This is a genomic window from Oleiharenicola lentus, assembly GCF_004118375.1.
In the GTDB taxonomy this organism is placed as follows: Bacteria; Verrucomicrobiota; Verrucomicrobiia; order Opitutales; family Opitutaceae; genus Lacunisphaera; species Lacunisphaera lenta.
In genome coordinates this window covers 755,356-775,629 of sequence record NZ_SDHX01000002.1, presented here as the reverse complement: position 1 = coordinate 775,629, position 20,274 = coordinate 755,356, and the positions used below count along the sequence as shown (strand labels likewise).

The following is a 20,274-nucleotide window of genomic DNA, read 5'->3' as shown; positions in this document are numbered from 1 at the left end:
AAGTAACAAGTTTCAAGTAACAAGTATCAGGGGCCGCGTTGACGAAAGACGATGCCCGGCGGCGCAGACAATGCCGGATCGGTTGTGCCGCTTCTTGTTTCGTGTAACCTGATACTTGGCACTTCGCCCTCAAGGCTCCCGGATTTCCAGCGTGCGGTTCAGGGCATCGGGCTTGAGTTCCTGCACTTGGCCGGAGGGCCATTGGATGACGACCTTGCGCACGCGGGTGTCTTCGCCGAGGCCGAAGGTGAGGGCGGCGTCGGATTGGGCGAGGTAGCCGAGGGCGGGTGCCACGGTCTGCGCGAACACGCGGCGCGGCGTGTGCACCTCGACGCGGGCGCCGCCGGCGGCGGGTTCGCTGCGGGTGGCCATGAGGCGCAGCCGCAGCCACGGGGCCGGCGTGCGGAGGTCGTTGCGCAGCAGAACGGGCGCACCGTGGTTCTGCGCGATCACGAAATCCGGGTCGCCGTCGCCATCGAAGTCCGCCGCCGCCACGCCGCGGGCGGTGAGGGCGGGGGTGTCCGTTTCGCCGCTGAAGAGCGGCTGCCAGGTGTCGCCGCGCGGCCAGAACACCTGCGGGTGGCGGACGAAATCCCGGCCGTTCTCGAAGCGGTTCACACCCGGCTCAGCGGCGCCTTCGCCGGAAAAAATCTCGGTGCGCCCATCGAGATCAAGATCGGTGACGACCACAGACAGCCGGGATCCAAGCGCGAGCGGTCCCGGGTCGGCGGCGGGCGCCGGATTCCGGGCCAGCAGGGCGCGCAGCCGTTCCGCATCGCCGGCGGCGGGGCCGGGAGGCAGCGCGCCCGTGGCGGCGAAGCTTGCGGCGGCACCTTCCTGGCGCGGGGCCGTCGCCACCGACTGTTTGCCGAAGCGGCCGTCGCCGCGCGCCAGGAAGAGCGACGGTGCGTGCTGGTGATAGGTGACAAGCAGGTCGAGCCGGCGGTCGCCGTTCGCGTCGAGCAGGGTGAGCGCGAGCGGCCAGGCGACGGGGCGGCCCGTCTCGGCATCGGTGTCGCGCAGGCCCGCCGAGCCGGGCAGGGCGGCGAAGCGCCCGTCGCCGAGGTTGCGCCACACGGTGGGCGGGGCGCTGAAAAATCCGGTCGGCGTGCCGTAGGACCGGCCCATCGCGGCGACACCGAACGCCGCCCCGAGGCCGACTTCCTGCGGCCAGCGGGCGTAGTGCAACACCACGAGGTCGAGGCGGCCGTCGGCGTCCACGTCAAGCCAGGCGGCGCCGCTGCTCCACGTATTCTCCTCACCGGCGAGGCCGGCGGATTCGGTCACGTCCTCGAAGCGGCCGCCGCCGAGGTTGCGGAAGAGCCGGTTGGGTCCGACGCAGGTGACGAACAGGTCGGTGAGGCCGTCGCCGTCAAAGTCGCCGGCCGTGCCGGCCATGCCCTGCATCGGCGTGTTGAGACCGGCGGCGGCGGTGACATTGGTGAAGCGTCCCTCGCCGTCGTTGCGGAACAAGGCCGCGCTGGCGGTCAGGCGCTTGTCGAGGGATTCCTCCCACGGCCAGGGAGCACCGTTGGTGAAGAAGAGATCCGGCCGGCCGTCCTGGTTGAAGTCGAGCACGGTCACGCCGCCACCGAGCGTGGTCGGGGCGTCGGTGCCACCCTGCTGATGCAGGAAACGCAGACCGGATTCCGCCGTGACATCGGTGAAGCGCACCGCCGGCGCGCCCGTGTCGGCCGGTGGCGGGAAAAGCCAGGCGAACAGCACGCTCAGCACGATGGCGGTGATCACGAGCGGCAGCAGCACCGGCAGCAGCGGCGACACCACGGTCGGCACGGGCGGCCGGACCGGCGGCGGGGCGGGGCGGGGACTGGCGGCGGGGGCGCTCACTATCCGGTGCGAAAGGTCGTGGACACGAAATGGTTCGCCACCTACATAAGCCGCCGACCCCTCCACGCAATGCCCGACTCCTCCCAGCCCGGTCGCTCGCTGCTCCGTTTTGCGGGCATCGGTGCGTTCTGGACGCTCGTCGGTCTCGCGTTCGCGAGCCAGTTCTACCTGTCGAGCACGCTGCTCGGACGCTCGGTCACCTGGGGTCAGGCCATCGGCTACTCCCTCGGCGACTGGTATGTGTGGGCCGTGTTGTCGGTGCCGATTCTCATGGTTGCGCGCCGTTATCCGCCGGAGGGCACCCAGGTCTGGCGCACGGCGGGCATCCACCTCGCCGCCGCGCTGGTGTGCTCGCTCGTCTATGTGCTGCTGCGCTCGGCCGTCGGCGTGGTGCATGGTTGGCTGGCGGACGAAGCGGTCGGCTTTGCCGAGGTGTTCCAGCCGCTGCTGGTGAAGACCTACCCGTTCAACCTGCTCGTCTATGGCGTCATCGTGACGATCAGCCACGCGGTGGACTACTACCGCAAATATCATGAGCGCACCGTCCACGCGCTCGAGCTGGAGAAGCATCTCACCGAGGCGCGCCTCCAGTCGCTGCTCCGCCAGCTCAAGCCGCACTTCCTCTTCAACACGCTCAACGGCATCGCCTCGCTCATGCACAGCGACGTGCACGCCGCCGACAAGATGCTCGTGCGCCTCAGCGAGCTGCTGCGCCTGACGATGCACCACCCGGGTCAGCCGCTCACGAAGCTCCGCGACGAGGTGGCGTTCATCGAGAAATACCTTGAGATCGAGCGCATCCGCTTCCGCGACCGGCTGACCGCGCGCGTGGACGCCGACCCGGCGGTGCTCGACGCCGAGGTGCCGAGCCTGATCCTCCAGCCGCTGGTGGAAAATGCCATCCGCCACGGCACCGAGCCGCGTTCCGGGCAGGGCCGCGTCGAAATCACCGCGCGCCGCGAGGGCGACCGGATCCTGCTCACCGTGCGGGACAACGGCGCGGGCATCCCTCCCGGCGGCTTCACCCGCGAGGGCATTGGCCTCGCCAACACGCGTGCCCGCCTGCGCGAACTCTACGGCGAGCGGCACGAGTTCACGCTCGCGAACCATCCCGAGGGCGGGCTGGAGGTGCGGATACTGATCCCCTTATAGGCCCTATACGTCCCATAGGCCCCATGAGTCCCATATTCACACCATGAAAATCCGCACCCTCATCGTGGATGACGAGCCGCTGGCGCGCGACCGCCTGCGCAGCTTCCTCAAGGCCGAGCCGGCCATCGAGATCATCGGAGAATGCGGCAGCGGCACCGAGGCCATCGCCGCCATCCGGCGCGATGCACCTGATCTCTTGTTCCTCGACATGCAGATGCCCGGCTGCGACGGCCTGCAGGTGCTGGCGGAGTTTCCGGCCGAGACGCGCCCGGCCGTTATTTTTGCCACAGCCCATGATCGGTTCGCCCTCGATGCTTTCGACGTGGCGGCGGTGGATTACCTGTTGAAACCCTTCGACCGCGAGCGCTGCCAGCAGGCGTTGCGCCGCGCGCAGGCCGTCGTCCACGGCCGGCGCGCCGCCGTGCCCGCCCCGGCGCCCGAGGCGCCCCCTGATCGCATCACGGTCAAGGCCGACGGACGCCTCGTATTCCTCAAGCCCGAGGAGATCGTGCGCGTCGAGGCGGCGGACAACTACGTCATGCTCCATCTTGTCTCCGGCCGGCTCATGCTGCGCGAGACAATGACGGCCATCGAGACGCGGCTCGGCACGCAGGTCTTCGCCCGCGTCAACCGCTCGGCGATCGTGAACCTCGACCAGGTGCGCGAGATCCAGCCGGCCCAGCATGGCGACTACCAGGTGGTGCTGCGTGACGGCACGGTGTTGCCGCTCAGCCGCAGCCTGCGCGGCAAGCTGGACCGGTTTGCGGGTGGAAGTTGAGCGGACCTTGGTCGGAAGGATTGGGTTGGGCGCCATCAGGGTGATTCGTGAGCAGCCCGGCGGGTGCTTTCCCACACCGCGCAAGCGTGCTGAGCCATGGTCAGGTCGCGAACACGTTGGCGCTGCGATCCACCGCGGCGTCAGTTCTGTTTGAACTGCTCCAGCGGCCCTGTCGCACCGGGTTCGCGGGCAATGAGCGCGGTAACCAGATGCTGAAGAATTTGGAGCCAGGCAAGGGTGGTTGGATTCACGGCGACATCCTGCCGCGTTTCGCTGACAGCCGCAGGTCAGGGGGGGAGCTTGCGGCGTAACGGGAATAGTTTGGCCGCAGAGCGCTATCACTGGCGCATGCCTCGCATACCGTCCATTGTTGCGGCCAGGTTCGACCTGCTTGCCGCATTGAGCGCCAGCGCGGCGCCCTGGCACCTTGGCGCCCTGGCACCGAAGTGGTCTGGCACGACAACGTGTCCAATGCCGAACGCCCGGAGGATCTGTTGTCCGTCTGGCAGCTGAATGCCGAACTCGAGACGGGTCGCGGGTGGTTGGTCGAAGGCGGGCACCGCCTGCGGGCCGGTTTGCGGATGCGCACGGAGATCTGGCCGCGTTTCGAAGGACTCAATCAGGTGGCTTCCGGGATCGCGCTGGCCTGGGAATACAAAACGGGTGTGGGGCCGCATCGCCCCGTGTTTGCCACCGAGGCCGTGGGCATCGGAGTCGCGGCGCAGGAACGCAACCGGAGCGGGAGGGGCGATTTTGGTCGGTTGGAGTGGACCGCTTCTCCAAACTGGGTTTTCGCGGTGGAGGCGTGCGGGCGGGAGGGGGACGTGGTTTCGTGTTTGCGTCCGCCCCGTCCCAACCTGGGGACCATCGGCAAGCAGATCACGCTGTTGGACACCTTTGAGCAGTGGGGCCCATAGATCGCGTATTACTTTGGCGTCCGGACCCGCAGCGGTGCCGTGGAGGTGCAACGCACCTTCGGTCGGAGTGGTGTCGCGCAGTGGCACGAGCTGCGGCACACCCTGCACGCCGGACCCGGTTACCGGAACCAGCTCACGATGCTGAGGTTCGTGACCTCGTTTTAAAAGCGAGAGTGCGCCCAAAACAAATACGGCGGCGATGGCTCGCCGCCGTCGAAAGGTGTGAGTTGGCCGCAACTCTGAGCCGCACGGAGAATTTCGGGCTGAGCGTCCATTCGGCGAGCGGACGGTGCCGCCGCTGAAGGTGCGACCCTTGCTGAAGGAAAAACCGGATTGAAAGCCTTCGGCCCAAGCTTCCAAGGCAGAGGCGCTCCCCGGGTTGGTCGAACGTGGCCAGGGCCGGGATCATCAGATCGCCGCGGACAGGCGGGGCAGGACCCGTTTCTGAACGCTTGCCTCGGGTGAAGTGATTGGGCAGGTTCGTACCCACACCATGAACCGTCGTGCCCCACGAACGGCCCGCAGAGGATTCCGGCGGACATTTGTGTGCTGGATTTCATGGGTCGCGTGCGGATGGGCGCAACAGGCCGCGCCGGCACCGACCGGGCTGGAGGAGATGTCTTTCGAGGAGTTGGCGAACGTCACGGTTACGACCGTCTCGAAGAGGGAGGAAAGGCTGTTTTTGGTCCCGGCGGCGGTCAGCGTCGTGACAGGGATGCAGATCGATGAGAGCGGGATTGAAACCATACCCGAGGCGCTCCGCCTGGCGGCGGGAACGGCGGTGGCTCGGGTGAATTCGCGGGAGTGGGGGGTGAGCGTGCGAGGCTTCAACGCCCAGTATGCCAACAAATTGTTGGTGCTCATCGACGGCCGCTCCATCTATACCCCGCTTTTTGGCGGCACCTACTGGAGCATGCAGAGCCAGCCGATGGAAGAAGTGGCGCAGATCGAGGTGGTCCGCGGACCCGGCGCCACGGTCTGGGGCGCCAATGCCGTCAACGGGGTGATCAACGTCGTCACGGCATCGGCCCAGGACAAGCCCGGGTCCCGGGTCAGTGCCACGGCTGGCACCGAGGGCTGGCGGGGATTCGCCCGGCAGGCGTATGGCTTGAAGGACGGCTGGGCGTCACGTTACTATGTCGAGCATCGGGAGCTGGAATCGACACGCGCGCTCAATGGGAGTGAGGTGCGGGATGACTGGCGCAAGACCCAGGCGGGCTTCAGGGCCGACCGCAAACTCGCGGGCAAGACCGAGCTGACCCTGCAGGGGGATTTGTTCCAAGGTGAAGGTGGACTGACGCAGCCCGTCGTCGACATGTCGGCGCCGGGCCTGGGGCGGATCGACACCGCGACCGGCCTGCATGTGCGCGGTTTTAACCTGCGGGGACGGGTTCAAGCCAGCGACAACGCAGGGGATGGATGGTTTGTCCAGTTTTGGGCCGACCATGCGCGCCGCGAGGAGACTTTGATTTGTGAAACCCGGACCACCTGGGACCTCGAAATGCAGCGCAACCTGGCCCACGGCATCCACCAATGGACATTAGGGGGAGGGTTGCGCACCAGCCGTGATCGGACGGAGGGCTTTCTCCGGCCGGCTTTCGATCCGGAGGACGCGACGCTGAATCTTTTTTCGGCTTTCGTGCAGGACGAGGTAACAATCGGCGAGGCGTTTCGGCTGACCTTGGGTGCGCGGTTGGAAAATCACACCTATTCCGACTGGGAACTTCAGCCAGGGGCGAGATTGCTTTGGAAGGTTTCCGATCGCCAGGTGGTCTGGACCGCGGTGTCGCGGGCGGTGCGCAACCCGACCCGGTTCGACCGCGGGCTGCGACTGGATGCCGCCGCCTTGCCCGCCGGCGCACTGGGCCCGGGCTTTCCAGCCACGCTGATCCGGTGGCAAGGTTCCGAGGGATTCAGGGCAGAAACGGCGGTCGCGGGTGAAGCTGGCTGGCGGATGCAGCCGCGGCCGGGACTGACAATCGACGCGGCGGCATTCCTCCAGGATTACGGGGATGGTCTCGAAGCGGTGGCGGGGGCAACCTTTCTGCCCGAGACCTTTCAAGGGACGGACTACCTCGTCTGGCGCTGGGACCTGATCAACCGGAGGCCGACCACGGCCTATGGCGGGGAGTTCAGCTTCCAGTATGAGCCGACTGCCCGGACGCGGATTTCAGGCGGCTACTCGTTCGTGCGCATTGAGGCGGACGGACCTGCAGGCGGCGTCAATAGCAATGCCGTCGAGGTCTCGACCCCGCGGCACACGGCCTTTCTCGATGCCCGGGTCGGGCTGGGGCGCTTGTGGGCGATCGGGGCTGCGCTCCGGTATTTCAGCGGAAGCGGCGCCTTGCCGATCCCGGCGGTTCTTTCGCCCGAACTGAGGGTTTCCTGGGAACCCAAGCCGGGCCTCGTGCTGTTGCTGAGCGAGGACAATCTGGCCGATCCCCAGCGTCCCGAGATCGACAGTCGCACGGGTCAGCCGATCTCCCAGATTGAGCGCCGGATCGCGCTCAGGATTTCTTGGCAGCGTTGATCCGTGGGCAGTCATGACGGCGCCGCAAGGATCACATCGTGCCGCATCCATTCTGCCGCAGGGGAAAAGGGTATTTGACGGTTGTCCGGTCTCCAAGGCACATTACCGTGAAACAAACATGACGCCACGGAAGAGAACGCCGGCCGTCGCCCGCCTATCAGTCTGGTCTGCCATCATTCTGGGCGTGTTGCTGACCGGTGGCATGACCGCGCAGACAACGCCACCCAGTGCGGTGGGTGGCTTGCAGGAACTGTCCTTCGAGGAGCTGGCTGGCATCACGGTGACGACGGTATCGAAGCGGGAGGAGCGCTATTTCAATGCGGCGGCGGCGGTGCATGTCATCACAGGGGAGGATATTCGCCGCTCGGGCGCATTGATGCTTCCGGATGCGCTGCGGTTGGCCCCCGGAGTCGAAGTGGGTGCGATCAACAGCCGGTCTTACGCTGTGGCAATGCGCGGTTTCAACGGCACCGCCTCGAACAAGTTGCTGCCGCTCATCGACGGCCGTTCACTCTACTCGCAACGCTTCGCTTCGACCATCTGGGACATCCGGGACCTGCCGCTGGAAGAGGTGGAGCAGATCGAAGTGATCGGCGGGCCCGGGGGCACGGCTTGGGGGGCCAATGCCGTGAACGGGGTCATCAACATCATCACAAAGTCGGCCCGCGACACCCAGGGCGACCGGCTGGCCGCGGTGGCCGGCACCTTTGAATCGGGACAGGTTTACGCCCGGCGCGGCTTCAGCGTCGGGTCCGACGCCTGGGCCCGCGTTTACGTGAAAGCATTTTCGCGCGATGATTCCGAACCCCTGAACATTGCCGACAACAACGACGCCTGGTCGCAGGTGCGGGCCGGTTTCCGGTACGACCGGGGGGAAGGCGGCCAGGCTGTGACCATGATGACCGGTGATGTCTTTTACAGCGCCGCGGACCAGTTGGTGGCAGGTCTGGCGGATCAGGCCCATTCTTCCGGAGGTCATTTTTTGGCCCGGCGGCGCCAGCAGATCGGGGAACTGAATCTACAGCTACAGGGCTATGTGGATGTAATCCGGCGCGATTCCGGAGGAAACCTGAGCGAAGCCGATGTGCTCGAGCTGGAAAGTCTGGTTTCCGGTTCGTTTGGGCCCGGCTACGAATGGTCGGCGGGCTTGAACTACCGACGGAGCCGGCTCACGGACTCGGTCAACCCCACCACGGGAGTCGTGTCGCAGTTCACTCCGGAGAAACGATGGTTCACCCAAGGAGGACTCTTCTTCGAGGCCGCGCGTCGGCCACCCGCGGGGAAGTTTGACTTTTCGGTCGGGACCAAGGCCGAATACAATGAGTTTACGCAGTGGGAGTTTTTGCCGTCAGTGCGCGCAACGTGGAAGCCGCGGTCGGATATCACTTTTTGGTCCGCCTGGTCCCGGGCCGCCCGCATTCCCTCGCGGTTTGAGAATGACCAGGTATTGGTGGTGAGCGTGCCGGGCTTCCAAAGCCGGACGCTGCCCAGCCCGGCGCTGGAGGCGGAGGTCTTGTCCGCCATGGAGCTTGGCTGGCGCTGGCAGGCTCAGCGCGGTTTTTATTTGGATGCCACGGTTTTCCATCATCGATACTCTCGTCTGGTTACCACCCGTTCGACGGCGGTCGGCCCGACTTCCATCGAGCAAGATCTGGAGAATGGGGGTTTCGGCACTTCCCGCGGCGCGGAGATCCAGGCGGTGTGGCGGATCTTCCCCTGGTGGCAGTGGCAGGCGGCGTATACCTACTTGGATCTGGACCTGGAGGTTTCCGCTACCAGCTCCGATTCGAGCCTGGGGGATATCGCGAACCTCAGCCCGCGCCAGCAGTTTTCAGTTCGTTCTTCCTGGAACCTGGACGCCAGCTGGGAAATCGACGCGTGGTTTCGCGCGGTGGGGAAACTGAACCAGACCGGCCGCGTCATTCCGGCGTATGAAACGCTGGATCTGCGCATCGGCAGGCAGTTCGGTCGTGGTTGGGAGGTTTCGGTGGTCGGACAGAATCTGCTGGAGCCATCCCATCCCGAATTTCGTTTTTTCACGGTCCGCGCGGCGGTTGCCCGCGGGTTTTATCTCCGCGTCGAACGTCGTCGCTGACCCAGCTCTCGCCGATGTCAGCCCGACGCCCTCCGACCCCATTCACCGCCGCGTGGCGCCGGAGGCTGCTTCGGATCTGGGTGGTGCTGGGGTTGGTTGCCTGCCTGCGGTTGGGATTGGCGGAGGCATCGGCCGCGGCCCTGCCGGTCGCGGCGCTGCCCTCGCGCGAAATTACCGAATACGAGGTCAAGGCGGCCTATCTGCTGCGCTTTACCCGCCACATCGAATGGCCGGCCGGGGCCTTTGCCACGCCATCGTCGCCGATCATCATCGGCGTGTTGGGTCGCAGTCCGATCGACCAGGCGCTCACCCGGACCGTGCAAGGGGTCACCAGCCAGGGCCGCCCCGTCGAGTTCAGGCCGCTGGGCGATCTCGCCGAGGCCAAGGCCTGTCATCTCGTACTTGTCGGCCGAGGGCACGAGCGCGAGGAGGCCGCTTGGTTTCGTGAATTGAGCCGCCTGCCCGTGGTGACGGTGGCTGATTCGTTCGAGGGCCTCGCGCGCGGTGCCGTGCTTTCCCTCTACATGGAGGAACGCTCCGGCGGCGCGCGCGTGGTTTTTGGGGCCAGCCTGCCGGCGGCCCGGGCCGCCGGCGTGCAGCTCAGCGCGGCGATGCTGCCTTCCGCGCGGCACATCATCCGCGAACCGGCGGGCAAAAAGGAGCCGTCATGAACCGTGCCGTCCTGGATTCTGTGCAGGCCCGGCTGGCCCGCCTGATCCTGATTGCCGTGTTGTTGGCGATGGTGGTCACCGTTGGGACTCTGGTGTTGTTCGAGGTGACGACCTTCCGTCCCCGCGTGCTGGAAAACGCCAAGACCCAGGCCGACCTTATTACCGAAATCATCGTGCCGGCCCTCGAGTTCAGCGATCCGGCAACCGCGGAAAAACTCCTCTCGGTGCTTCGGCACGAATCCATGGTCGAGGCGGCCGCCATTTATCAGGCGGATGGAACGCTGCTGGCCCGCTACCAACGACCGCAGACCCAGGTGGTTCCCCCCGCCGGGCCGGTCGATCTTGGCGATCGGTTGGTGGGCAACAAGGCGATCGTCTCAGTCCAGGTCAAATCCGAGGGACTGACCATTGGTCAGGTCTGGCTGCAGGCGGATACGCCGGGTTGGAAGGCCCGGTTCCAGCCCTACGCGCTGCTCCTGACGGTGGTGGCTCTGGTGGTGGTTGGCCTCTCGGTCTTCATCGCGGTCACCGCGCGCCGGCAGATCACGGGTCCGCTCCAGACGCTGGCGGAGACGGTGCGCCGAATCGGCAGCAGCCGTGACCTGGGCCTGCGCGTTCCCGAAAACGATCGCGGCGAGGTAGGCGATCTGGGCCGGTCCTTCAATGCGCTGCTGGACACGATCAATCAGCGTGATCGACTCATGTCCGAGCGGGATACCCGGCTGGTGCGGCACAACGCCGGCCTCGCGCGCCTCGCGCACCTGGATCTGGACGATGTCACCCATTACGGCACGGTGTTGAAGGAAGTCACCGAGCTGGTGGCCGAGAGCCAGCAAGTCGATCGGGTCGGGGTGTGGCTTTTCGAAGACGCGCGCAGCGCCTTGGTGTGCGGGGATCTGTTTGTCCAGTCTGCGCATCACCATGAACACGGCCAGCGCCTCACCCGCGCGGAGTTCCCGCATTACTTCCAAGCCATCGAGTCGGACCGGACCATTGCCGCCGCCGATGCGGTCCACCACCCGGAGACCCGGGAATTTGCCGGGAATTACCTCCGTCCTTTGGGCATCGGGGCGATGCTGGACTCGCCGATCCGCTGGCGCGGTCAGGTGATCGGGGTCCTGTGTCACGAACATGTGGGCGGGGTGCGCGAGTGGCACTCCGATGAGATTACGCTTTCGGAGGTCTGCGCCGAGCGGGTTACCCACCTGTTGGAACGACGCGAAAGCATGCTGGCCGAGGCGGCCCGCCGGGAAAGCGATACGCGGTTCCGCGATTTCATCAGCCAGGCGCAGGACGCCATCTTCACGCTGACGCTCGACGGTCGCATCCAGTCGGTGAACGACGCCGCGCGCCGCATCACGGGGTGGGAACTGAACACCTGGATCGGACACCGGTTCCAGCGGGTGCTGCTGCCGGAGGACGTGGCCCTCGCCGAACAACGCTTCGCCGAGGTCGTCAAGGGGGGCGTGCCGCCGTCCTTCGAGCTCCGCATCCGCACCCGGCAGGGCGGGCTCGCGACGCTGGAGTTCGTGGTCTCCCCGCAGCGGGAAGGCGGCAAGGTGGTGGGCTTGCTCGGGATCGGCCGCGATGTCACCGAGCGCAAGCAGGCCGCCGAAACCCGGTCGCGCCTGGAGGAGCAGTTGCGCCATTCCCAGAAAATGGAGGCGATCGGCACGATGGCCGGGGGCATCGCCCATGACTTCAACAACCTCCTGACCGCGATCATCGGCAACGCCCAGCTGGCGGAGTTGGACCTGCGCCAGGCCGACCCCGTGCGTGAATACCTGATGCAGGTCCTGATCGCCTCCCACCGGGCCAAGGAGCTGGTGCAGCAGATCCTCGCCTTCAGTCGCCGCCAGGAGCAGGTCCTGGCCCCGGTCTCTCTCGACAAGGTCGTGAGCGAATCCCTCAAGCTGCTCCGGCCGGTGATCGCCTCGACCATCCGCATCGAGGCCAAGCTGCCCCCGGGTTTGCCACCCGTCAGCGGCGACGCGACCCAGCTGCAGCAGGTGGTCGTCAACCTGGCCACCAACGCCGCCCATGCGATGGAGGACAAGGGCGGGCTGCTCGAATTGGTGTTGGAGCAGGTCGAGGTGAACCTGGAGATGTGCAGGCTGCAACCGGAGCTCAAACCAGGTCACTACGTGCGGCTGTCCGTGACGGACAACGGCATCGGCATGAGCGCCGCTGTGCTCGAGAAAATTTTCGATCCCTTTTTCACCACCAAGGACAAGGGCAAGGGAACCGGCCTGGGACTCGCTGTGGTGCACGGTATTGTCCAGCAGCATGGGGGCATGATCTCAGTCAGCAGCGTGCTGGGAGAGGGCACGACTTTCCGGGTCTATTGCCCGTCGGCGAGCGGGACTCCGTTGGCGGCGGCGCCCTCGGCTGCGTTGCAATTCGCCGGGGCAGGCGAGCCGGTCCTGGTGATCGACGACGAAGAGCAGGTTCTCCGGGTTGCCGTGAGTGTTCTGCAGCGAAACGGCTACCACCCGGTGGCCTACCATGATCCGCTGCGGGCCTTGGCCGCCTTCAGCGAGCGGCCGGATCATTGGCGGTTGGTGGTCACCGACCAGCTCATGCCGTCGATCAAGGGCACGGCCCTGGCGGCCGAGATTTGGAAACTGCGACCAGGATTTCCGGTCATTCTCGCCACCGGCTTTTCCGGCAATCTGGACGAGAATGTGATCCGCGGGGTCGGGTTCGCAGGCATCCTGGCCAAGCCCTACACCAAGGAATCCCTGCTGGCCCAGGTTGGCCAAGCCTTGCAACGCCAGGCCTAGGCGCCGGTCGGCGCCTGAGCCTGATCGGCAAACGACGGCCATGGTTCGTCGTCGTTGGAAAACCAAAACATTCCTCGTTCGCGCGGTTGGTGGTGGGTCCGCACATTCTGGTGCCGGGTGGAAAGGCACCGGCCGATGGGTGGGTCGCATGTGCTAACATCTTTGGCTGCCGAAGGGTTGGCTGCGGCGCGGGAAGTGCGGAGTCTGTCCGGCAACCTGCCCCCCTGGGCCGTCGGATCGGGGTCAGAATTAATCCCTGCGGCAGGAGGGAATAGTTTGTCCGCCGCGCGCTCCCACTGGTTGCATGTCCCGCACCCCGTCATTTATTGCGGCAGGATTCGCGCTGGCCGTAGCCGTGCATCTGGCGGCAGCGCCTGGGCACCTCGTCACCGAGGCGGTCTGGCATGACAACGTGACCAATGCCGAGCGACCGGAGGATCGGTTGCCCGCCTGGCAATGGACCGGCGAACTGGAGGCCGGGCACTCGCGCAACCTCGCGGACGGGCACCGGCTGCGGGCGGCGGTGCACCTGAGGACGGAGCTCTGGCCGCGGTTGGAGGGACTCAACCAGGTCGCACCAGGCGTGACGCTGGGCTGGGACTTCAAACCGGGCTTGGGCCCGCATCGGCCCCGGTTGACCGCGGAGCTTGAGGCCGGCGAAGTGCGGGCGCACGAACGTGACCGCAGCGGTGGGAGCGGCGCCGGCCGGCTGCAAATCCGTCAGCGGGTGCGCACCGATTGGCTGCTGCTGGCCGGACACGAGTGGCGCCGCTTCGACGCGCGCGGCCGCGCCTTCGACCGGACCGGGCGCGAATGGTTTGGCCGGGTGGAATGGAGCGCGTCACCGGTTTGGGTGTTCGTGGCGGAGGGGCGCGAGCGGGTGGGGGACGTGGTTTCCTATTCGCGGCCACCACGGCCGGATTTGGAAGCCATCGGCAAGCCGATCACGCTGGTGGACACCTTTGAGCAGGGCGTGCCGTGGATTGCCTATTACTTTCGCGCCCGGACCCGGAGCGGCGCCGTGGAGGTGCAACGCGCCTTCGGTCGGACCGGCATTACGCTGCGTCACGAGTTGCGCCACACGCTGCACGCCGGTCCCGGCTATCGGAACCAGCTGACGACGCTGAGGTTCGCGACCGCGTTCTGAAAGACTTGGTGCCGCCCAACAAAACGGCGGCGAGTGCTCGCCGCCGTCGGAGATCGAAGGGAAGATTCGCGGCTCAGAGCCGGACCGAGAAGCTCAGGTTGAGCGTCCAGTCGGCGAAGGCGGCGTCGCCCGCTTTAATCGAGCCGAAGGTCGTGGTGCGGGCACGATAGACGGCGAGCGGCACGGTGATGGTGCCGGCGTAGCGGCCCTTGCTGAAGGTGGCGCCGGGCTCGACCGCGACGGCGAATCCGGGACGGCGGCTGCCGCGACTGCCGCCGAAGGCGTCGTTGCCGGGCACGCCCTCGATGCGGCCGCCGAGGCTCACGGAGAGTCCCGACACCGCCGGCACCACGATGTCGAAGCCCCCGCGCGCCATGTAGGCGTCGGGAATGGAGAAGCCCGACTCCTCGACGCGCTCCTCGGGGTTGAACAGGTAGAAGGCGTTGCCATAGACCGAGAGGCCGTGGGCGATCATCCGGAAACCCTGCAGCTCGACCGAGTAGCCCCAGCCGCCGTCGCCGGGCTGGATGGAGGAATCCACGTAGCGCTCGGTCGGGCCGGCCGGGCGCGTGAAGATGTCGCGGGCCTTGTAGTCGCCGGTCGGGGCCTTCAGGCCGATGCTCACCGCGAGGTTGCCGCGGAGGTGGTCGGCGTTGGGATGGAAGATCCACCAGGTGGCGCTGCCCCGCATGTCGGCGAGACCGGAGGCGGACGTGGTGAAGCGCTGGCCCGAGTTGTTGCCCAGATGCTCGTAGAGCGACGAGCGGTTGTGGTGCACATAAGGCACCGTGAGGTTGAGGCTCAGGCGGCGGGACCACGCGTAGGTGGCGGTGAAATCGTAGAAGCTCGACCAGTTATAGACCTCGGTACCGGCGTCGGAGCGGTGCGTCTGCTCGTCATTGCCGGCGAAGTGGCGGTGCGATTTGAAATAGCGGTAGGCGGTGCTGATCTGCCAGGTGCCGGGCTCCATGTAGGCGGAACTGTCGGTGATCATGGCGTTGCCGCCGCCGCGGGCGATCAGGCAGCCCTGGCCGAAGGAAACGGCGGGCAGGGCCAGGAGGGCGAGCAGGCCGGACAGGAAGGCCAGCCGGCGGGACAGGGTGGGGTGCGTGGTTTGCATGGTCGTGGTTTTGGGGTGATCGGTGGTCCCATGACAACCGATGCGCAGGACCCTGTGCATTTCTTGCTCTGATAAAAGTTCTCTGGGACTGAACGCCGTCGCCGCGGGGCGAATTGCCGGTCTGGATCACCCACGGTCTGCTGGGATCGCCCCACGCCGGCGCCCGCGCGCGCTTCGTCCCCAATTGGCGGCGGTTCATCCCGCCCGGCTTTCCTTTTTTCTCCCGCGCGGTGAAGTTCTGCCCTGTTCATACAGGTTTATTTGGGTAACGGACCCCGGTTGCGACAACGCTGCCGGGGTCGCTTGTTTTTCGCCCCTGAATTTCGGCGTTTCGCCCCAGAGTGGTTCCCCTGCCGTGTAAAATACCCCTCACTCGCGGCCGAATTTCGCCTCCACGCGGGCTTCACCCCAACGTATCGTTGCTCGATTCCACCCCGATGAAATCCCTCCGTCCGCTCCTTGCGCTGCTGGCCCTGCTCTCCCTGGCCGTCGCGCCCTTCACCCGTGCCGCCGACAACGCCGTCCTCTTCTGGAACGACCAGGCGTTGAACGCCATCCGTCTCGCGCGCACGCCGCCGCCGATCGCGTCGCATCACCTCGCGACCGTGCACGCGGCCATCCATGACTCCGTGGCCGGCATCACCCGCACGCATCGTCCCTGGCAGGGCCAGGCCATCGCCCGGGCAGGTGCCAGTCTCGATGCCGCGATCGCAAGCTCCGCTTTCACCGTCATCAACGCCCTGTGGGGCCAGGCGGCCAATCCGGAAAATTACCGTCGCGCCTACGCGCAGGCCCTCGCCGCCATCCCCGAGGGTCCGGCCAAGGCCGACGGCCTCGCCTTCGGTAAGCAGGTCGCTGAGGCCGTGCTGGCCATCCGCGCCCAGAGCGGCTGGAACAAGCCCATCGAGGGCACCTTCAGCAGCACCGAGCCCGGCCTCTGGCGCGAGACGCCCCCGGGCTTCCGTCCGCCGGTGCTCCCGCACTGGGCCAAGGTCGTGCCCTTCGTGATGAAGTCACCCGACCAGTTCCGCGCGCCGCCGCCCCCGGCCGTCAATTCCAAACAGGCCGCCGACGAGATGGAACAGATCGTCCGCATCGGTGCCCGTGACAACGCCGACCGCACCGAATACCAGACGCTCGCCGCCCCTTTCTGGGCCGACGACCTCGGCTCGGCCACGCCGCCCGGTCACTGGAACGTCATCGCGCAGGATCTCACGCGCCGCAACAAACTGTCCACCGCAGACACCGCCCGCTTCTTCGCCCTGCTCAACCTCGCGCTGGCCGACGCCGGCATCACCATTTGGGAAACAAAGTTTCATTACCGCACCTGGCGCCCGGAGACTTCCATCCGCGAGGTCACGAAGGATATCAACCCGCACGCCATCGCGCACCCGGACTTCATCCCGCTCATGGCTTCGCCCGCGTTCCCGAGCTACATTTCCGGCCACAGCACTTTCTCGGCGGCGGGCTCGCGTCTGATCGAGCGCTGGTTCGGCACCGACGACATCGAGTTCACCACCACCTCCGACGGCCTGCCCGGCGCCGTGCGCACCTTTAAGAAACTCTCCGAGTGCCGTGACGAGATCGGCATGAGCCGCCTCTGGGGCGGCATCCACGTGATGGCCGACAACGTCGAGGGCCAGAAGGCCGGCATCAAGGTTGCCGACTACGTCTTCGCCAACGCGCTCCAGCCGGTGCAGAAGTGAATCGAGTCACCACGAAACACACGAAAGACACGAAAAGGTGGGGATTGCTGCGCAAAACAACGCTATCAACATAGGGCCTTCTCTGACTGGCCTTCTGGCCTTTCCCCTTCGCGTACTCCCGCGAAAAGACCGAAGGATCTGAAATTTTGTGTGTTTCGTTTGTTTCGTGGTTAAATCCCTCCCTTTCCACCCCATGCTCAAATCCACGCTCTCCGCCGTCGCGCTGCTCGGCGTGGCGGCCTTCGCCGTTGCCGCCGACTTCACCGCCTCGCCGCTCGCCCCGCGCTCCACGCCCGCCCCCGGGGCGAAGCCCTTCACGCGGCTCGATCCCGCCGCGGCCGGCCTGACCGTGCCCAACGTCTTTGACGACCCGCGCATGTGGGGCCGCCTGTTCCGGGAACTCACGCTCGGCGCGGTCGAGACCGGTGTGGCGGTGGCTGACTTTGATGGGGACGGTCGGCCTGACATCTTTGCCATTTCCAAGAACGGCCCCTGCGCGCTCTACCGGCAGGTCGCGCCGTTCCAGTTCGAGGATGTCGCCGCCCGCGCCGGCGTCACGATCCCCGCGCCCGAGGGTGGCGTTTCCAGCAACACCGGCGCCACCGCGGTGGATATCAATCAGGACGGCCGGCCCGACCTCTATGTCTGCCGTTACGATCTGCCGAATCTTCTCTTCATCAACAACGGCGACGGCACCTTCACCGAGCGCGCCAAGGAATACGGCCTGGATGTGAAGGATGCCTCTGTGCACGCGACCTTCGCCGACTACGACCGCGACGGCCACCTCGACTGCTACCTCGTCACCAACATCCTCGATTTCACCAAGAGCCCGCAGGGTCGCCGGGATTTTCTCTACCACAACAACGGCAACGGCACCTTCAGCGACGTCACCGCGAAGAGCGGCATCTGGGGCCTCACCCAGGGCCACACCGCCATCTGGCTCGACGCCAATCACGACGGCTGGCCCGACCTCTACGTGGCGAACGATTTCGAGACGCCCGACCGCTTCTACCTCAACAAGGGCGACGGCACCTTCGCCGACGTTGTGGACGAGCGCCTGCCGCACGTCACCTACTTCTCGATGGGCGCCGACGCCGGCGACCTCAACAACGACGGCCTCGTGGACTTCTTCATCACCGACATGCGCGACCGCAACCACGCCGAGTTCATGACCGGCATGGAGGAGATCGGCCGCGGCCTGTGGGAGATGGAGCGCGTCTCCGATCTCATCCCGCAATACATGTGGAACGCCGTTTACCTGAACACCGGCACCGACCGCTACACCGAGGCCGCGCGCCTCACCGGCATGGCCGCCACCGGCTGGACCTGGTCCGCCCGCTTCGGCGACCTCGACAACGACGGCCGCCTCGACGCCTTCGTCACCGCCGGCATGATCCGCAACTTCATTGATGCCGATCTCGTGGACAAACAGAACGTCGCGCCGACGCTCGCCGCCCGCGCCGCCGTTTGGAAGAACTCCGCCCCGCGCAAGGAGACCACGCTCGCCTACCGCAACCTCGGCGCGCTCGCCTTCACCGACGCCTCCGCCGACTGGGGCCTCGACGAGCACACCGTCAGCTTCGGCTGCGCGCTCGCCGACCTCGATGGCGACGGCGACCTCGACCTCGTATATGCCAACTACGAGGCCCCGCCGACCGTCGTCCGCAACGACACCACCGGCGGCCACGCCGCCGTCATCAAGCTCGCCGGCCGCGCGCCCAACCGCGAGGGCATCGGCGCCGAGCTCACCGTCGAGACCGCCGCCGGCGTGCAGGTGCGCCAGCTCTTCAACGAGCGTGGCATCGCCTCGAGCGAGCCGGCGCTGGTGCACTTCGGCCTCGGCGCGGAGACCGTCATCAAAAAGCTCACCGTCCGCTGGCCCCGCGGCCAGGTGCAGGTTCTCGAAAACCTCCCCGCTGGAAATCTGATCACGATCGCTGAGCCCGAACTCCCGACCACGTCCACCCCGGCCAATGTTCGTAATACGAACATTGGGCCGGCGGTCTTCCGCACCCCGCCCCGCGCTGACGCGCTCTTCGCCGAGTCCGCCGCCTCCCGCGGTCTCAAGCACACCGTGCAGCTCCGGCCCTACGACGAGTTCATCGGCCAGCGCCTGCTGCCGCGTCGCCTGAACGGCCAGGGCCCGGCCCTCGCCAGCGCCGACGTCAACGCCGACGGTCGCGCCGACCTCTTCGTGAGCGGCGGCGCCGGCCAGGCCGGCCGCCTCTTCCTCGCGTCGGCCGACGGCTCCTTCGCCCCCGCCGCCGACCAGCCCTGGGCCGACGCCGCCGAGGCCGACGACACCGGCGCGGTCTTCCTCGACGCCAACGGCGACGGCGCCCCCGACCTGTTCCTTGCGTCCGGCGGTGTGCAGAAACCGCGCGGCGACGCCCAGCTCAACGACCGCCTCTACTTCAATGACGGTAAGGGCAAGTTCACCGCCGCCCCGGCCGGCGCGCTGCCCGCCGACGGCGAGAGCACGCAGGCGGTCGCCGCCGCAGACTTCGACGGCGACGGCCGGACCGACCTCTTCGTCGGCGGACGTTCCGTGCCCGGCAAGTATCCCGAAACGCCGCGCAGCTTCCTTTATCGCAACGAGGGCGGCAAATTCACCGACGTGACTGATTCTGTCGCCCCCGGCCTGCGCGACCTAGGCCTCGTCACCGCCGCCCTCTGGGCCGACGTGGACGGCGACAAACGCCCTGACCTGCTCGTCGCCGCGGAATGGGGCGTGGTCACGCTCTTCAAGAACAACGGCAAGACGCTTACCGCCGCACCGCTCACCGCCGCCACCGGCTGGTGGAGCGCGCTCGCCGTGGCCGACATCAACGGCGACGGGCGTGCCGACATCATCGCCGGCAACAACGGCCTCAACACCAAGTATCACGCCAGCGCGGCGCAGCCGACCGAGCTCTACGCCGGCGATTTCGACGGTTCAGGGCGCACGCACCTCGTGGAGGCGCAATACGAGGACGGCAAACTCGTGCCCGTGCGCGGCCGCAGCAAGCTCGGCTACGCCTTTGCGTGGCTGCCGAGAAAATACCCGACCTACAAGGCCTTCGCCGCCGCCTCGCTCGCTGACATCTTCGGTGCCGACCGGCTGGCTGGCGTGAAGCGCCTCGCCGCCACCGAGCTCGCCAGCGGCGTCTTCGTGCAGCAGGCCGACGGCTCGTTCAAGTTTGCCGCCTTGCCCCGCGAAGCCCAGCTCGCGCCCGTCAACGCCATCGTCGCCCGCGACCTCGATGGCGACGCCCAGCTCGACCTGCTGCTGGTCGGCAACCACTTCGGCCCCGAGCCCACGACCGGTCGCTTCGATGGCAGCCTCGGCCTCGTGCTCAAGGGCGACGGCAAGGGCGCCTTCACCGCGCTCCTCCCCGCCGCCGCCGGTATCATCGTCCCCGGCGAAGCCCGCGCTGCCGTGGCCCTGCCCGGTGACAAAGGCCCGCGCATCGTCGTAGCCTGCAACCAAGGCCCACTCCTGCTTTTCGAGCGGAAGTGAGAATGAATTGGGTCACCACGAAATACAC

12 protein-coding genes are annotated in these 20,274 nt (G+C 66.7%); 10 read left to right on the top strand and 2 right to left on the bottom strand.

Going from position 1 to position 20,274, the window contains the following annotated elements:
• Positions 1-129: 129 nt before the first annotated feature.
• Complete coding sequence (locus ESB00_RS17055; protein ID WP_164976278.1) at positions 130-1,848, bottom strand: CRTAC1 family protein; 1,719 nt, start codon at positions 1,846-1,848, stop codon at positions 130-132.
• Between the two features lie 69 nt (positions 1,849-1,917).
• Here ESB00_RS17055 and ESB00_RS17050 point away from each other — a divergent pair, with 69 nt between their 5' ends.
• The 8 genes from ESB00_RS17050 to ESB00_RS17015 all read left to right on the top strand — a co-directional run bounded on the left by ESB00_RS17050 (position 1,918) and on the right by ESB00_RS17015 (position 13,921).
• The gene (locus tag ESB00_RS17050) at positions 1,918-3,000 is read left to right on the top strand and encodes a sensor histidine kinase (RefSeq protein ID WP_129048992.1); all 1,083 of its coding nucleotides are present in this window, start codon (positions 1,918-1,920) and stop codon (positions 2,998-3,000) included.
• Between the two features lie 43 nt (positions 3,001-3,043).
• Positions 3,044-3,778 (top strand): LytR/AlgR family response regulator transcription factor, encoded by a 735-nt coding sequence (locus ESB00_RS17045; RefSeq protein WP_129048991.1) that lies wholly within the window; start codon positions 3,044-3,046, stop codon positions 3,776-3,778.
• A gap of 464 nt (positions 3,779-4,242) precedes the next feature.
• Positions 4,243-4,695 (top strand): hypothetical protein, encoded by a 453-nt coding sequence (locus ESB00_RS17040; RefSeq protein WP_164976277.1) that lies wholly within the window; start codon positions 4,243-4,245, stop codon positions 4,693-4,695.
• Positions 4,696-5,188: 493 nt separating this feature from the next.
• A complete protein-coding gene (locus ESB00_RS17035) occupies positions 5,189-7,225 on the top strand; it encodes a TonB-dependent receptor plug domain-containing protein (protein ID WP_129048989.1) in 2,037 nt (678 codons plus the stop codon).
• Complete coding sequence (locus ESB00_RS17030) at positions 7,185-9,320, top strand: TonB-dependent receptor plug domain-containing protein (protein ID WP_129048988.1); 2,136 nt, start codon at positions 7,185-7,187, stop codon at positions 9,318-9,320. The genes ESB00_RS17035 and ESB00_RS17030 overlap by 41 nt, the downstream gene beginning before the upstream one ends.
• A gap of 14 nt (positions 9,321-9,334) precedes the next feature.
• Entirely contained in the window at positions 9,335-9,991 is a 657-nt protein-coding gene (locus ESB00_RS17025) for a YfiR family protein (protein WP_129048987.1), read from the top strand.
• 20 nt (positions 9,992-10,011) lie between these two features.
• Positions 10,012-12,774 carry an ATP-binding protein gene (locus ESB00_RS17020; RefSeq protein ID WP_164976276.1) on the top strand — a complete coding sequence of 921 codons (2,763 nt, stop codon included), beginning with the start codon at positions 10,012-10,014 and terminating at the stop codon, positions 12,772-12,774.
• A 304-nt stretch (positions 12,775-13,078) separates the two neighbouring features.
• Entirely contained in the window at positions 13,079-13,921 is an 843-nt protein-coding gene (locus tag ESB00_RS17015) for a hypothetical protein (protein WP_129048985.1), read from the top strand.
• A 73-nt stretch (positions 13,922-13,994) separates the two neighbouring features.
• Here ESB00_RS17015 and ESB00_RS17010 read toward each other — a convergent pair whose 3' ends face one another.
• A complete protein-coding gene (locus tag ESB00_RS17010) occupies positions 13,995-15,041 on the bottom strand; it encodes a hypothetical protein (RefSeq protein ID WP_129048984.1) in 1,047 nt (348 codons plus the stop codon).
• Positions 15,042-15,478: 437 nt separating this feature from the next.
• Here ESB00_RS17010 and ESB00_RS17005 point away from each other — a divergent pair, with 437 nt between their 5' ends.
• Positions 15,479-16,747 (top strand): vanadium-dependent haloperoxidase, encoded by a 1,269-nt coding sequence (locus tag ESB00_RS17005; RefSeq protein WP_129048983.1) that lies wholly within the window; start codon positions 15,479-15,481, stop codon positions 16,745-16,747.
• A gap of 193 nt (positions 16,748-16,940) precedes the next feature.
• On the top strand, positions 16,941-20,246 hold the full coding sequence (locus tag ESB00_RS17000; protein WP_129048982.1) for a VCBS repeat-containing protein: 3,306 nt from the start codon (positions 16,941-16,943) through the stop codon (positions 20,244-20,246).
• Positions 20,247-20,274: the final 28 nt, after the last annotated feature.